The following is a 13,338-nucleotide window of genomic DNA, read 5'->3' as shown; positions in this document are numbered from 1 at the left end:
TGGAGTCGTTATGTCTTATCTACTTGAAATGAAGAGCATTACCAAAACTTTCGGCAGCGTAAAAGCGATAGATAACGTCAGTTTGCGGCTAAATGCTGGTGAGATCGTCTCACTTTGCGGTGAGAACGGTTCTGGTAAATCAACATTAATGAAAGTGCTATGCGGAATTTATCCCTTTGGCAGTTACGAAGGCGAAATTACTTTTGCTGGTGAAGTAATACAGGCAAGTCACATCCGCGATACCGAACGCAAAGGTATTGCCATCATTCACCAGGAATTAGCATTGGTGAAAGAGTTGACCGTGCTGGAAAATATCTTTCTTGGCAATGAGATAACCCGCAATGGGGTCATGGATTATGACCAGATGACGCTACGCTGTCAGAAACTGTTAGCGCAAGTCAGCTTATCCATTTCACCAGATACCCGCGTTGGTGATTTAGGGCTTGGGCAACAACAACTTGTTGAAATTGCCAAGGCACTAAATAAACAGGTGCGTTTATTAATTCTCGATGAACCAACCGCCTCATTAACTGAGCTGGAAACCACAGTTTTACTGGATATTATTCGCGATCTGCAACAACACGGCATCGCATGTATCTATATTTCTCACAAGCTCAACGAAGTCAAAGCGATTTCCGACACAATTTGTGTTATTCGCGACGGTCAACACATAGGTACGCGTGATGCAGCCGGAATGAGCGAAGACGATATTATCACCATGATGGTTGGGCGAGAATTAACGGCACTGTACCCAAACGAACCACATACCACTGGCGATGAAATATTACGCATAGAACATCTGACGGCATGGCATCCGGTTAATCGTCATATTAAACGGGTTAACGATGTCTCGTTTTCCCTGAAACGTGGCGAAATACTGGGGATTGCTGGACTGGTCGGCGCTGGTCGCACCGAAACTATTCAATGCCTTTTTGGCGTTTGGCCCGGACAATGGGAAGGGAAAATCTATATTGATGGCAAACAAGTGGATATTCGTAATTGCCAGCAAGCCATCGCCCAGGGTATTGCAATGGTGCCAGAAGACAGAAAGCGTGATGGCATCGTTCCGGTAATGGCAGTTGGTAAAAATATTACCCTCGCCGCACTCAGTAAATTTACCGGGGGTATTAGCCAGCTTGATGATGCCGCAGAGCAAAAATGTATTCTGGAATCTATCCAGCGACTCAAAGTGAAAACGTCGTCTCCGGAACTTGCTATTGGACGTTTAAGCGGCGGCAATCAACAAAAAGCGATCCTGGCACGCTGTCTGTTACTCAACCCGCGCATTCTCATTCTTGATGAACCTACCAGGGGTATCGATATTGGCGCGAAATACGAGATCTACAAATTAATTAACCAACTCGTCCAGCAGGGTATCGCCGTTATTGTCATCTCTTCTGAATTACCTGAAGTACTTGGTCTTAGCGATCGCGTACTGGTGATGCATGAAGGAAAACTAAAAGCCAACCTGATAAATCATAACCTGACTCAGGAGCAGGTGATGGAAGCCGCATTGAGGAGCGAACATCATGTCGAAAAGCAATCCGTCTGAAGTGAAATTAGCCGTACCGACATCCGGTGGCTTCTCTGTGCTGAAGTCACTGAATTTACAAGTTTTCGTGATGATTGCAGCAATCATCGCCATCATGCTGTTCTTTACCTGGACTACTGACGGCGCCTATTTAAGCGCCCGTAACGTCTCCAACTTGCTGCGCCAGACCGCGATTACCGGCATCCTTGCGGTAGGGATGGTGTTCGTCATAATTTCTGCCGAAATCGACCTCTCGGTCGGCTCGATGATGGGGCTATTAGGCGGCGTCGCCGCTATCTGCGACGTCTGGTTAGGCTGGCCTCTGCCACTCACCATTATTGTGACGCTGGTTCTGGGCCTGCTTCTCGGCGCATGGAATGGTTGGTGGGTCGCGTACCGCAAAGTGCCTTCATTTATTGTCACCCTGGCGGGCATGTTGGCATTTCGCGGCATCCTCATTGGCATCACCAACGGTACGACGGTTTCACCCACCAGCGCCGCGATGTCACAAATTGGACAGAGCTATCTACCCGCCAGCACCGGTTTCATTATTGGCGCGCTTGGCTTAATGGCTTTTGTCGGCTGGCAATGGCGTGGAAGAATGCGCCGACAAGCTTTGGGTTTACAGTCTCCGGCATCTACAGCGGTGGTCGGTCGCCAGGCTTTGACCGCCATCATCGTATTAGGCGCAATCTGGCTACTGAATGATTACCGTGGCGTTCCTACTCCTGTCCTGCTGCTGACGTTGCTGTTACTCGGCGGCATGTTTATGGCAACAAGGACAGCTTTCGGGCGGCGCATTTACGCTATTGGCGGCAATCTGGAAGCGGCGCGACTCTCCGGGATTAACGTAGAACGCACCAAACTTGTCGTGTTTGCTATCAACGGTTTGATGGTGGCCATCGCGGGGTTAATCCTCAGTTCACGGCTTGGTGCAGGCTCGCCTTCTGCCGGTAATATCGCCGAACTGGATGCCATTGCAGCCTGCGTGATTGGCGGCACCAGTCTGGCTGGCGGCGTAGGGAGTGTTGCGGGGGCTGTGATGGGGGCATTCATCATGGCTTCGCTGGATAACGGCATGAGTATGATGGATGTTCCGACCTTCTGGCAGTATATCGTCAAAGGTGCGATTCTGTTGCTGGCAGTATGGATGGACTCCGCAACCAAACGCCGTTCCTGATTTTGATAAAAATTTTCTCAAAACCGGTAACGTGTTGCCGGTTTTGAGTTTTTGCATGATTCAGCAGGAAAAGAACCATGTTTACTAAACGTCACCGAATCACATTACTGTTCAATGCTAATAAAGCCTATGACCGTCAAGTTGTAGAAGGTGTGGGGGAATATTTACAGGCGTCACAATCGGAATGGGATATTTTCATTGAAGAAGATTTCCGCGCCCGCATTGATAAAATCAAGGACTGGTTAGGAGATGGCGTTATTGCCGACTTTGACGATAAACAAATCGAGCAAGCGTTGGCTGATGTCGACGTCCCCATTGTCGGGGTTGGCGGCTCGTATCACCTGGCAGAAAGCTATCCGCCCGTACATTACATTGCCACTGATAACTATGCGCTGGTTGAAAGCGCATTTTTGCATTTAAAAGAAAAAGGCGTTAACCGCTTTGCTTTTTATGGTCTGCCAGAGTCGAGTGGCAAAAGATGGGCAGCCGAACGCGAATATGCTTTTCGCCAGCTTGTCGCCGAAGAAAAGTACCGTGGTGTCGTTTATCAGGGACTGGAAACTGCACCAGAAAACTGGCAGCACGCGCAAAACCGGTTGGCCGACTGGTTGCAAACGCTGCCACCGCAAACCGGGATTATTGCCGTTACTGACGCCCGGGCGCGGCATATTCTGCAAGTTTGCGAGCATCTGCATATTCCCGTACCGGAAAAACTATGCGTAATTGGCATCGATAACGAAGAGCTGACCCGCTATCTTTCTCGCGTCGCGCTTTCTTCGGTTGCCCAGGGCGCACGGCAAATGGGCTATCAGGCGGCAAAACTTCTGCATCGGTTGTTAGATAAAGAAGCGATGCCGTTGCAGCGGATTTTGGTCCCGCCAGTACGCGTCATTGAACGGCGTTCTACGGATTACCGTTCGTTGACCGACCCGGCTGTTATTCAGGCCATGCATTACATCCGCAATCATGCCTGTAAAGGGATTAAAGTGGATCAGGTGCTGGACGCTGTCGGCATATCACGCTCCAATCTTGAGAAGCGTTTTAAAGAAGAGGTGGGCGAAACCATACACGCAATGATTCATGCCGAGAAGCTGGAGAAAGCGCGCAGCCTGCTAATTTCAACAACCTTATCAATCAACGAAATATCGCAAATGTGCGGTTATCCATCGTTGCAATATTTCTACTCTGTATTTAAAAAAGCATATGACACAACGCCGAAAGAGTATCGCGATGTAAACAGCGAGGTCCTGCTGTAGCAGGAGGGGAAAAGCCGCCAGGCATGATAAGACGCGCCAGCGTCGCATCAGGTAACGCAGCACAACCGCCTGATGCGAGCAAAAGCCTTATCCGACCAACAAGTCGGATAAGGCTCGAGGGAATGCAATTACATATGCGCAGCGATTAACCGCTGGTTATCCTGGTACATCGCGAACAGGTAGTTGTTATAACTCTGTCCCTTCGTTGAATAACCTTTCAGCTTGTGAATCATCGCTGTGGCGGTGACTTCCTGATCAGCTTTACGCAATTGTGCACGTGATTTACGGAACGAAGCGTAAGCCGGGTGCGTATTCAGGTTAGTAACATAGGCGCTCACCGACTCTTTGACAGAATCAAAGTGAGAATAGCCTTTCACTTTACCCGGACCATTATTACAACGACCTTTGCCACACTTCATGCCAAACAGGTTGTTGTTGTTACGCGCCAGCTTCGACGTCCCCCAACCACTTTCTGCCGCAGCCATCGTCGCCACCATACTGGTCGGGATAATGTCTACGCGTTCAAGCAGCGTATTCCACGGGATTTTTCGTGTATTACCAGACCACTTCACCTTATAGCGTTTGGCGATGTCTTTCAGACGCGCACGCTCTGCAGGCGACCATTGGCCCTGGTACTGTTTTGAAATCAGCCAGTTACGTTCCGCCGTAATGGCAGCATTTTGGCTGGTAATGTAAGGCATTACGGTCCGGAGAAACGCTTTTTTCCTTGGTGTTCCGGAAGGGTATTTTCGCAAATCAGGAAGTGAACTGCTCTTTGCACTATTGCGAGAATACTCTTGTTTACTGCTTACCTGTTTATTACTAGCTTTGGTTATGTGGGACTTTTGACTCGCTGTTGTCGTGTGCGTTTTCGCTAACACCTCACTCGAAAACATCAGAGTGAGTAACATAAGAATCATCGCCCCATATCGTCGTATGGGAGTCAAAATCATCAGTTCTCCTGGTCGGATTTAATCATTCCAACACCTTATATTTTTCACAAATTTGAGAGTTGAATCTCAAATCATATCAAAAATAGCTGTCAAGAGCACCCCAAGGAATAGTCCAAATCTGAAACTATGTCACGTGTTAACCGTTCAGATTGGCGCTAAATCGCAGAAAATGTGGGGTTTATCGCAAAAAATAAACTTAAATCTCAGGTGAAATACTCCCCCTTTCGTCTCATCCTGGCGCAATCCTCATCAGGGATGAGTTTTACCAGTATTATCACTGGCAAACTGGTGAAATTCGCAGCAACAAGGACTCATCCGTTATGAAACTTGCCGCCTGTTTTCTGATACTCCTGCCCAGTGTTGCCATTGCCGCCGACTGGACATCTCAGGGATTTCCCACCTTTGCTGAACAAAGTGCAGGAACATTTGTTAGTCATGCCCAGCTGACCAAAGGTACGCGACCGCTGACGCTAAATTTTAACCAACAATGCTGGCAGCCTGCGGATGCGATAAAACTCAATCAGATGATTTCTCTCAAACCTTGCGACAGCACGCCCCCTCAGTGGCGATTGTTCAGGAACGGTGAATATACGCTGCAAATAGATACCCGCTCCGGCACACCAACGTTGATGATTTCGGTCCAGAACACCGCCGAACCGGTAGCAAAACAGGTCCGCGAATGCCCCAAATGGGATGGAAAACCACTGACGCTTAATGTCAGCGGCACTTTCCCGGAAGGTACGGTAGTCCGGGATTATTACAGCCAGCAAATCGCGACGGTGAAGAACGGCCAAATAACGTTACAACCTGCCGCCACCAGCAATGGTTTACTTCTGTTGGAACGCGCGGAAACTGACGCACCTGCCCCTTTCGACTGGCATAACGCCACGGTTTACTTTGTGCTAACAGACCGTTTCGAAAACGGCGATCCCAGCAATGACCAGAGCTACGGACGTCATAAAGACGGCATGGAGGAAATTGGCACTTTCCACGGCGGTGATTTACGCGGCCTGACCAACAAACTGGATTATCTCCAGCAGCTGGGCGTCAATGCTTTATGGATAAGCGCCCCATTTGAGCAAATTCACGGCTGGGTCGGCGGCGGTACGAAAGGCGATTTCCCGCATTATGCCTACCACGGTTATTACACACAGGACTGGACGAATCTTGATGCAAATATGGGTAACGAAGCCGATCTACGGACGCTGGTTGATAGCGCGCACCAGCGCGGTATCCGCATTATTTTTGATGTGGTGATGAACCACACCGGCTATGCCACGCTGGCGGATATGCAGGAGTATCAGTTTGGCGCGTTATACCTTTCAGGTGACGAAGTGAAAAAAACGCTGGGTGAACGCTGGAGCGACTGGAAACCTACCGCCGGGCAAACCTGGCATAGCTTTAACGATTACATTAATTTCAGCGACAAAACAGGCTGGGATAAATGGTGGGGGAAAAACTGGATCCGTACCGATATCGGCGATTACGACAATCCTGGATTCGACGATCTCACCATGTCGCTAGCCTTTTTGCCGGATATCAAAACCGAATCAACTACCGCTTCTGGTCTGCCGGTGTTCTATAAAAACAAACCGGATACCCACGCCAAAGCCATTGACGGCTATACGCCGCGCGATTACTTAACCCACTGGTTAAGTCAATGGGTCCGCGACTACGGTATTGATGGTTTTCGGGTCGATACCGCCAAACATGTTGAGTTGCCCGCCTGGCAGCAACTGAAAACTCAGGCCAGCGCCGCACTTCGCGAATGGAAAAAAGCTAACCCCGAGAAAGCATTAGATGACAAACCTTTCTGGATGACCGGCGAGGCCTGGGGTCATGGCGTAATGCAAAGCGACTACTATCGCCACGGATTCGACGCGATGATCAATTTCGATTATCAGGAACAGGCGGCGAAAGCGGTCGATTGCCTGGCGCAGATGGATACCACCTGGCAGCAAATGGCCGCGAAATTGCAAGATTTCAATGTGTTGAGCTATCTCTCCTCGCATGATACCCGCTTGTTCCGCGAAGGGGACGACAAAGCAGCAGAGTTATTGTTACTCGCGCCAGGTGCAGTGCAAATCTTTTATGGTGATGAATCCTTACGTCCGTTCGGCCCCACCGGTTCTGATCCCCTACAAGGCACACGTTCTGATATGAACTGGCAGGATATCAGTGGTAAATCTGCCGCCAGCGTCGCGCACTGGCAGCGCATCAGTCAGTTCCGCGCACGGCATCCAGCCATTGGCGCAGGCAAACAAACGGCGCTTTCGCTGAAACAGGGGTACGGATTTGTCCGTGAACACGGCGACGATAAAGTAATGGTCGTCTGGGCGGGGCAACAGTAACTTTTCCGGCTTCCCGTGCGGCAGTACGTCGGGAAGCCTCCCAGCCTAAAATACCAGCCTAATCGAAAACCACAGCATAAAGTGTCAATCCACCGTCAACAGCGTGATTTGCACCCTGGCAAATGTAGCGTTATTGTTACCTTCCTTGCTACAGAGTTCGACAGATATCCCGCTATGACATTCTCCCTTTTTGGTGACAAATTTACCCGCCACTCCGGCATTACGCTGCTGATGGAAGATCTGAACGACGGTTTACGCACCCCCGGCGCGATTATGCTTGGCGGCGGCAATCCGGCGCAGATCCCGGAAATGCAGGACTATTTCCAGACGCTGCTAACCGACATGCTGGAAAGTGGCAAAGCCACTGATGCGCTGTGCAATTACGATGGGCCACAGGGGAAAACGGAGCTGCTGTCTCTGCTTGCCGGTATGTTACGCGAGAAGCTGGGTTGGGATATCGAACCACAGAATATTGCACTAACAAACGGTAGCCAGAGCGCCTTTTTCTACTTATTTAACCTGTTTGCCGGACGCCGTGCCGATGGCCGGGTCAAAAAAGTACTGTTCCCGCTGGCACCGGAATATATTGGCTACGCGGATGCCGGGCTGGAAGAGGATCTGTTTGTCTCTACGCGTCCGAATATCGAACTACTGCCAGAGGGCCAGTTTAAATATCACGTCGATTTCGAACATCTGCGCATTGGCGAAGAGACGGGGATGATTTGCGTCTCGCGACCGACGAACCCAACAGGTAATGTGATAACCGATGAAGAGTTGCTGAAGCTGGATGCGCTGGCGAATCAGCACGGGATCCCGCTGGTGATTGATAACGCCTATGGCGTCCCGTTCCCGGGCATCATCTTTAGCGAAGCGCGCCCGCTGTGGAATCCGAATATCGTGCTATGCATGAGCCTTTCCAAGCTAGGTCTGCCAGGTTCGCGCTGCGGCATTATCATCGCCAATGAAAAAATCATCACCGCCATCACCAATATGAACGGCATTATCAGCCTCGCGCCTGGCGGCATTGGTCCGGCGATAATGTGTGAAATGATTAAGCGTAACGATCTACTGCGCCTGTCAGAAACGGTCATCAAGCCGTTCTATTACCAGCGTGTTCAGGAGACTATCGCCATCATTCGCCGCTATTTACCGGAAGATCGCTGCCTGATTCATAAACCAGAAGGAGCCATTTTCCTCTGGTTATGGTTTAAGGATTTGCCGATTACCACCGAGCAGCTCTATCAGCGCCTGAAAGCGCGCGGCGTGCTGATGGTGCCGGGCCACAACTTCTTCCCAGGGCTGGATAAACCGTGGCCGCATACACATCAATGTATGCGCATGAACTACGTGCCAGAGCCGGAGAAAATTGAGGCGGGTGTGAAGATTCTGGCGGAAGAGATTGAACGCGCCTGGGCTGAAAGCCATTAAAAATTGCCTGATGCGCTGCGCTTATCAGACCTACATAATTTCTGCAATCAATTGAATTTGTAGATACTGTTACGGCCTGCAAGTTTTTTCCTGGTCCAGTCCCCCGGATTGCAGGCATGCCAGACACAGCGCCGTCAGGCGCTGTTGTTTCATCCCTTCCGCGATTTTTACGCCGCTACCGGATTATGCCGTGCCGCATCGAACGGCACCCCTGACTTCAGCACTCCATACGCCACCTGTGCCAGCTTGCGCATCATCGCGCCGAGAATCACCTTTCCTTTCTTGCCATTAGCCGCCAGACGGTCGCGGAACGCCCGTCCCCACTCAGTCTTGCTGGTGGCTACCATTGCAGGCATATACAACGCCCTGCGAAGCGACACATGTCCGGCTTTACTCAACCGGCTTGCCCCTCTCACACTACTGCCTGATTCATAACGCCGTGGTGTCAGACCCGCAAAAGCGGCGAACTGTCTGGCATGGGCGAAGCGGTCCTTCAGACCGATATAAGCCAGCAATACCGCAGATGTTTTCTCTCCGATACCCGGGATGCTTTCCAGCAGTTTCCTGCGGTGTTTCATATCCGGATCATCGTCTGTCAGGTCTTTTATCTGCTTCTCAAGACGCTTCAGCTCTGCTTCAAGCCACAGAAGGTGAGCATCAATGCTCGGCCTCTGGACTTCCCGCGCCGTTTCAGTGCGATTCAGTTCCTGCGTGTGCATATCTGTCAGCGCCTGGTGGCGGACTACCAGGGCACGCAACGCGCGTTCAAGCGGGTGAGGCGCTTCCCAGGCTGCAGGGCGCTTCTGACGACAGAACTCTGCCAGCATGCGCGCATCCACAGTATCAGTCTTGTTACGCAGTCCTTCACTCTGAGCGAAAGCTTTACCCAGTGCAGGATTAATGACTGACACTATGTAGCCTGAATCGTAAAGGCACTCAGCGACAGGTTCCATATAGGTGCCGGTCGCCTCGATGCAGATATGCGCATGGTCAATCTTGTGACCTTTCAGCCAGCTCACCAGCTCATCGTGCCCTTTAGTGGTGTTAGCGAATTTTTTGGTGCGATGACGACCATCAGGACGCAACACATCGACATCCAGTTTCTCTTTAGCGGTGTCGATACCGATATAATGAAGTTCATGTTCCATAGTGAAACCAACCTTGCAAATACGGATTACCGGGAAAACCGGTCCATGATACTGTCCGGTTTATCACTTTGGGAGAAAGGCAGCCCGCTGCATAAATCTACAACACAGGTTAGAACCCAAGGCCGGATACGGCATGCGGACTGCAGGCAGAGAAAACTGGCCAATTTTCTCTGCACAGGAGGGATAATACAAGGCCGGATAAGGCGTTTACGCCGCATCCGGCATAAACAAAGCGCACTATTCCGGCGTTGAGAAACGCCGGAAAAACGTTTCAAACAGGCTGCTGCCGTAGCCGATGCCGCTGCACTTTCTCGACATCCATACATTGCAACGCCTGTGTCGGGCAGGCTTCAACACAGGCCGGTCCCGTCGCCCGATGCCAGCACAGATCGCACTTAATCGCCCTCGCCTTTTTGCGCGAAGAAACGACCTCCATCGCACCAAACGGGCAAGCCAGCATACAGCTTTTACAGCCAATGCAACGTGATTGTTCAACGAAAATATGCCCATGTTCGCGGCTTATCGCGTCAACAGGGCAGACATTCGCGCACGGTGCATCTTCACACTGATGACAGGCTACTGCCGTGGTCCAGCCGTGGTCTTTAATAACACGAATACGGGAAATAAACTCGCCCGGCGACAACGCAGAGCAATCCTGATTTTCCTGATGCGACACTGCGCAAGCCACTTCACAGGTACGGCAACCGATACATTTCGTCGCATCCGCAATAATAAACCGGTTCATGATCACTCCTTTGCACTAAAACAGCAGAGTGCCAGAGAGCGCCCCTCTACTGCTTTGATCCAACGAAGGAAATGTTAAAGTTTTGTCACCTGTCTAAAGCGTTATGTGATTGCACTCTGGTCGTCCCTGACAGTAAATCCCAGCTCATTAGAAATAGCCTGCGCGGTTTCACGCAGTGGTTTCAGGAGATTTTTCTCCCCCACCTGTTTCAACCGTGATGTCGAAAGCGAAATCGACACGGCGTACGGCACCCGCCCATGAATATCAAACACCGGAACAGCAATACAGGAGACGCCGAGTTCGTTTTCTTCTCTGTCCATCGCCGCTCCGCTTTCACGAATGTGCGCCAGTTCGTCGAACATCGCGGGCAGCTCGGTAATGGTATTGCGGGTTAACGGCTGGATTTCATTCTGATGGCTTTCCCAGTACGACTTCACGTAGTCCGGGTGACCAAACGCCATGTAGACCTTGCCCATTGCGGAACAGTAGAGCGGCATATGCTGGCCAATATAGGCACGGGTTCGCAGCATCCCGGTTGTGGGTTCCAGTTTATAAATCAAAATAGCGTGATCGTCTTCGCGGCTGGAGAAGTTAATGGTTTCACCAGTGGCGATGTTCAGTGCCTCAAGATGCGGAGCGGCGATATGAATGATATTCAGCGAAGACAGCGCCTTCTGCCCGACGGCAATAAATTTGGTAGTCAGGCGGTAACTCCCTGCGGCAGGCGCGGTGGTCACATAGCCACAGGACTGTAATCCCTGCAATAAACGATGGACGGTACTTTTGTTTAAACCTGCCAGTTCTGAGAGATGCGCCAGTGGGCAACCATTTGGATAGTTACTCAAAATCTCAATCAGCATCAACCCACGAAACAGGCTCTGACTTCCGGCTGGACGCTCTTTTTCCTGTGCCATCTCGTTCTCATTTTTTCCCATCGCTTTTTCCCCATTTTGTCGCGTCCTGATGGTAGCGCAAAGTGTGTCATAGTTCACGATCTGGGCAGATAATTTGCAACCATTTGATTTTAATGATTTTTGAAATTCACGGCGCGGATTGCTTTGTTAAAACGCGATCGATATATTTGAAATCAAATTTCGCATATTGAAATTTAAAGACAAAAAAGCGATCAGAAAAACAAGGAAGCCAGGGATGAAAGTAACATTTGAGCAGTTAAAAGCAGCCTTTAATCGGGTCTTAATTTCACGCGGCGTTGACAGCGAAACGGCTGACGCCTGTGCAGAGATGTTCGCCCGCACCACCGAATCCGGCGTTTATTCTCACGGCGTTAATCGTTTCCCTCGTTTCATTCAACAACTGGAAAACGGCGATATCATTCCTGACGCCCAACCAAAACGCGTGACCAGCCTCGGCGCAATTGAGCAGTGGGACGCCCAGCGTTCGATCGGTAACCTGACGGCGAAAAAGATGATGGATCGCGCCATTGAACTGGCGGCAAATCATGGGATTGGCCTGGTGGCGTTACGTAATGCCAACCACTGGATGCGCGGTGGCAGCTATGGCTGGCAGGCGGCGGAGAAAGGCTACATTGGCATCTGCTGGACCAACTCCATCGCCGTAATGCCGCCGTGGGGTGCAAAAGAGTGTCGCATCGGCACCAACCCGCTGATCGTCGCCATTCCTTCCACGCCGATCACCATGGTCGATATGTCGATGTCGATGTTTTCCTACGGCATGTTAGAAGTTAACCGCCTGGCAGGTCGTCAGCTCCCGGTAGATGGTGGCTTTGATGATGAGGGCAATTTGACCAAAGAACCTGGCGTTATCGAGAAAAATCGCCGCATTTTGCCGATGGGCTACTGGAAAGGTTCGGGCATGTCGATTGTGCTGGATATGATCGCTACTCTCCTTTCTGATGGTGCATCGGTTGCTGAAGTCACCCAGGATAACAGCGACGAATACGGCATTTCGCAAATCTTTATCGCCATTGAAGTAGACAAACTGATCGAAGGCACCACCCGCGACGCCAAGCTACAACGCATCATGGATTACGTTACCAGTGCCGAGCGTGCTGACGAAAATCAGGCCATTCGCTTACCCGGCCACGAATTTACTACCCTGCTGGCCGAAAACCGCCGTAACGGCATCACCGTTGATGACAGTGTGTGGGAAAAAATCCAGGCGTTATAAGGAGATAAGCCATGATTTTTGGACATATCGCGCAACCTAACCCGTGCCGTTTGCCCGCCGCCATTGAAAAGGCGCTCGATTTTCTGCGCGCTACCAACTTCAATGTCCTGGAGCCGGGCGTTGTCGAAATCGACGGTAAAAATATTTATGCGCAAATTATCGATTTAACGACGCGCGAGGCGGTGGAAAACCGCCCGGAAGTGCATCGTCGGTATATCGATATCCAGTTCCTGGCATGGGGCGAAGAGAAAATCGGCATTGCTATTGATACAGGAAAAAATAAAGTCAGCGAATCACTATTAGACCAGCGCGATATTATTTTTTATCACCATTGTGAAAAAGAATCATTTATTCAAATGACGCCCGGCAGTTACGCTATTTTCTTCCCTCAGGATGTTCATCGACCAGGTTGTATTCTGGAAGCAGCCTCTGAGATACGAAAAGTTGTGGTTAAGGTCGCATTAACGGCGCTGGATTAACAGAAGACTCTTCTACGCCAGAACGACAAGGTAATGTCATTGCGCTAAATATATATACCCTAAATATTTCAAATCGCATCACATGCAATCTGAAGTATGACGGGTATAGCCTAAAGGAA

Annotated in this window: 11 protein-coding genes; 7 read left to right on the top strand and 4 right to left on the bottom strand. The window is 50.5% G+C overall.

Annotated elements, in window-relative coordinates; translation table 11 throughout:
- The first annotated feature begins 10 nt into the window (after positions 1–10).
- The 3 genes from AACU94_RS21660 (at position 11) to xylR (ending at position 3,967) form a co-directional block, all read left to right on the top strand.
- A complete protein-coding gene (locus tag AACU94_RS21660; protein ID WP_130216240.1) occupies positions 11–1,552 on the top strand; it encodes a xylose ABC transporter ATP-binding protein in 1,542 nt (513 codons plus the stop codon).
- Complete coding sequence (xylH, locus tag AACU94_RS21655; RefSeq protein WP_130210036.1) at positions 1,530–2,711, top strand: xylose ABC transporter permease XylH; 1,182 nt, start codon at positions 1,530–1,532, stop codon at positions 2,709–2,711. The genes AACU94_RS21660 and xylH overlap by 23 nt, the downstream gene beginning before the upstream one ends.
- A gap of 77 nt (positions 2,712–2,788) precedes the next feature.
- Entirely contained in the window at positions 2,789–3,967 is a 1,179-nt protein-coding gene (gene xylR, locus AACU94_RS21650; protein ID WP_130210034.1) for a D-xylose utilization transcriptional activator XylR, read from the top strand.
- Between the two features lie 128 nt (positions 3,968–4,095).
- On the opposite strand, the gene AACU94_RS21645 is transcribed toward xylR, so the two are convergent.
- Positions 4,096–4,920 (bottom strand): protein bax, encoded by an 825-nt coding sequence (locus AACU94_RS21645; RefSeq protein WP_130216238.1) that lies wholly within the window; start codon positions 4,918–4,920, stop codon positions 4,096–4,098.
- Positions 4,921–5,240: 320 nt separating this feature from the next.
- Here AACU94_RS21645 and malS point away from each other — a divergent pair, with 320 nt between their 5' ends.
- Positions 5,241–7,271: an alpha-amylase gene (gene malS / locus AACU94_RS21640; protein ID WP_135488594.1), complete on the top strand. Its 2,031-nt coding sequence runs from the start codon at positions 5,241–5,243 to the stop codon at positions 7,269–7,271.
- Between the two features lie 174 nt (positions 7,272–7,445).
- The gene (avtA, locus tag AACU94_RS21635; protein ID WP_130216234.1) at positions 7,446–8,699 is read left to right on the top strand and encodes a valine--pyruvate transaminase; all 1,254 of its coding nucleotides are present in this window, start codon (positions 7,446–7,448) and stop codon (positions 8,697–8,699) included.
- 167 nt (positions 8,700–8,866) lie between these two features.
- Here the strand turns inward: avtA and AACU94_RS21630 are convergent, their stop codons facing one another.
- The 3 genes from AACU94_RS21630 to yiaJ all read right to left on the bottom strand — a co-directional run bounded on the left by AACU94_RS21630 (position 8,867) and on the right by yiaJ (position 11,527).
- Positions 8,867–9,847 (bottom strand): IS110-like element IS621 family transposase, encoded by a 981-nt coding sequence (locus AACU94_RS21630; protein ID WP_135488593.1) that lies wholly within the window; start codon positions 9,845–9,847, stop codon positions 8,867–8,869.
- A 271-nt stretch (positions 9,848–10,118) separates the two neighbouring features.
- Positions 10,119–10,592, bottom strand: coding sequence for a 4Fe-4S binding protein (locus AACU94_RS21625; RefSeq protein ID WP_135488591.1), 474 nt, complete (start codon positions 10,590–10,592; stop codon positions 10,119–10,121).
- 101 nt (positions 10,593–10,693) lie between these two features.
- Positions 10,694–11,527: an IclR family transcriptional regulator YiaJ gene (yiaJ, locus tag AACU94_RS21620; protein ID WP_135488590.1), complete on the bottom strand. Its 834-nt coding sequence runs from the start codon at positions 11,525–11,527 to the stop codon at positions 10,694–10,696.
- A 214-nt stretch (positions 11,528–11,741) separates the two neighbouring features.
- Here yiaJ and yiaK point away from each other — a divergent pair, with 214 nt between their 5' ends.
- Together yiaK and AACU94_RS21610 are read left to right on the top strand one after the other, a co-directional pair.
- Entirely contained in the window at positions 11,742–12,740 is a 999-nt protein-coding gene (gene yiaK / locus AACU94_RS21615) for a 3-dehydro-L-gulonate 2-dehydrogenase (protein WP_135488589.1), read from the top strand.
- 11 nt (positions 12,741–12,751) lie between these two features.
- Positions 12,752–13,219, top strand: coding sequence for a YhcH/YjgK/YiaL family protein (locus AACU94_RS21610; protein ID WP_135488588.1), 468 nt, complete (start codon positions 12,752–12,754; stop codon positions 13,217–13,219).
- Positions 13,220–13,338 lie beyond the last annotated feature (119 nt).

The sequence above is a fragment of the Escherichia sp. E4702 genome, from assembly GCF_963883545.1.
Lineage (GTDB): Bacteria > Pseudomonadota > Gammaproteobacteria > Enterobacterales > Enterobacteriaceae > Escherichia.
The sequence above is the reverse complement of the archived record's forward strand: the minus strand, read 5'-3'. Positions and strand labels throughout refer to the sequence as shown.

Bases quoted from the DNA above. Each gene is read 5' to 3' on its own strand.
- AACU94_RS21610 (WP_135488588.1), top strand. From the start codon at position 12,752: ATGATTTTTGGACATATCGCGCAACCTAACCCGTGCCGTTTGCCCGCC.
- yiaK (WP_135488589.1), top strand. From the start codon at position 11,742: ATGAAAGTAACATTTGAGCAGTTAAAAGCAGCCTTTAATCGGGTCTTA.
- AACU94_RS21645 (WP_130216238.1), bottom strand. From the start codon at position 4,920: ATGATTTTGACTCCCATACGACGATATGGGGCGATGATTCTTATGTTA.
- avtA (WP_130216234.1), top strand. From the start codon at position 7,446: ATGACATTCTCCCTTTTTGGTGACAAATTTACCCGCCACTCCGGCATT.
- yiaJ (WP_135488590.1), bottom strand. From the start codon at position 11,527: ATGGGAAAAAATGAGAACGAGATGGCACAGGAAAAAGAGCGTCCAGCC.
- AACU94_RS21630 (WP_135488593.1), bottom strand. From the start codon at position 9,847: ATGGAACATGAACTTCATTATATCGGTATCGACACCGCTAAAGAGAAA.
- xylH (WP_130210036.1), top strand. From the start codon at position 1,530: ATGTCGAAAAGCAATCCGTCTGAAGTGAAATTAGCCGTACCGACATCC.
- AACU94_RS21625 (WP_135488591.1), bottom strand. From the start codon at position 10,592: ATGAACCGGTTTATTATTGCGGATGCGACGAAATGTATCGGTTGCCGT.
- malS (WP_135488594.1), top strand. From the start codon at position 5,241: ATGAAACTTGCCGCCTGTTTTCTGATACTCCTGCCCAGTGTTGCCATT.
- xylR (WP_130210034.1), top strand. From the start codon at position 2,789: ATGTTTACTAAACGTCACCGAATCACATTACTGTTCAATGCTAATAAA.
- AACU94_RS21660 (WP_130216240.1), top strand. From the start codon at position 11: ATGTCTTATCTACTTGAAATGAAGAGCATTACCAAAACTTTCGGCAGC.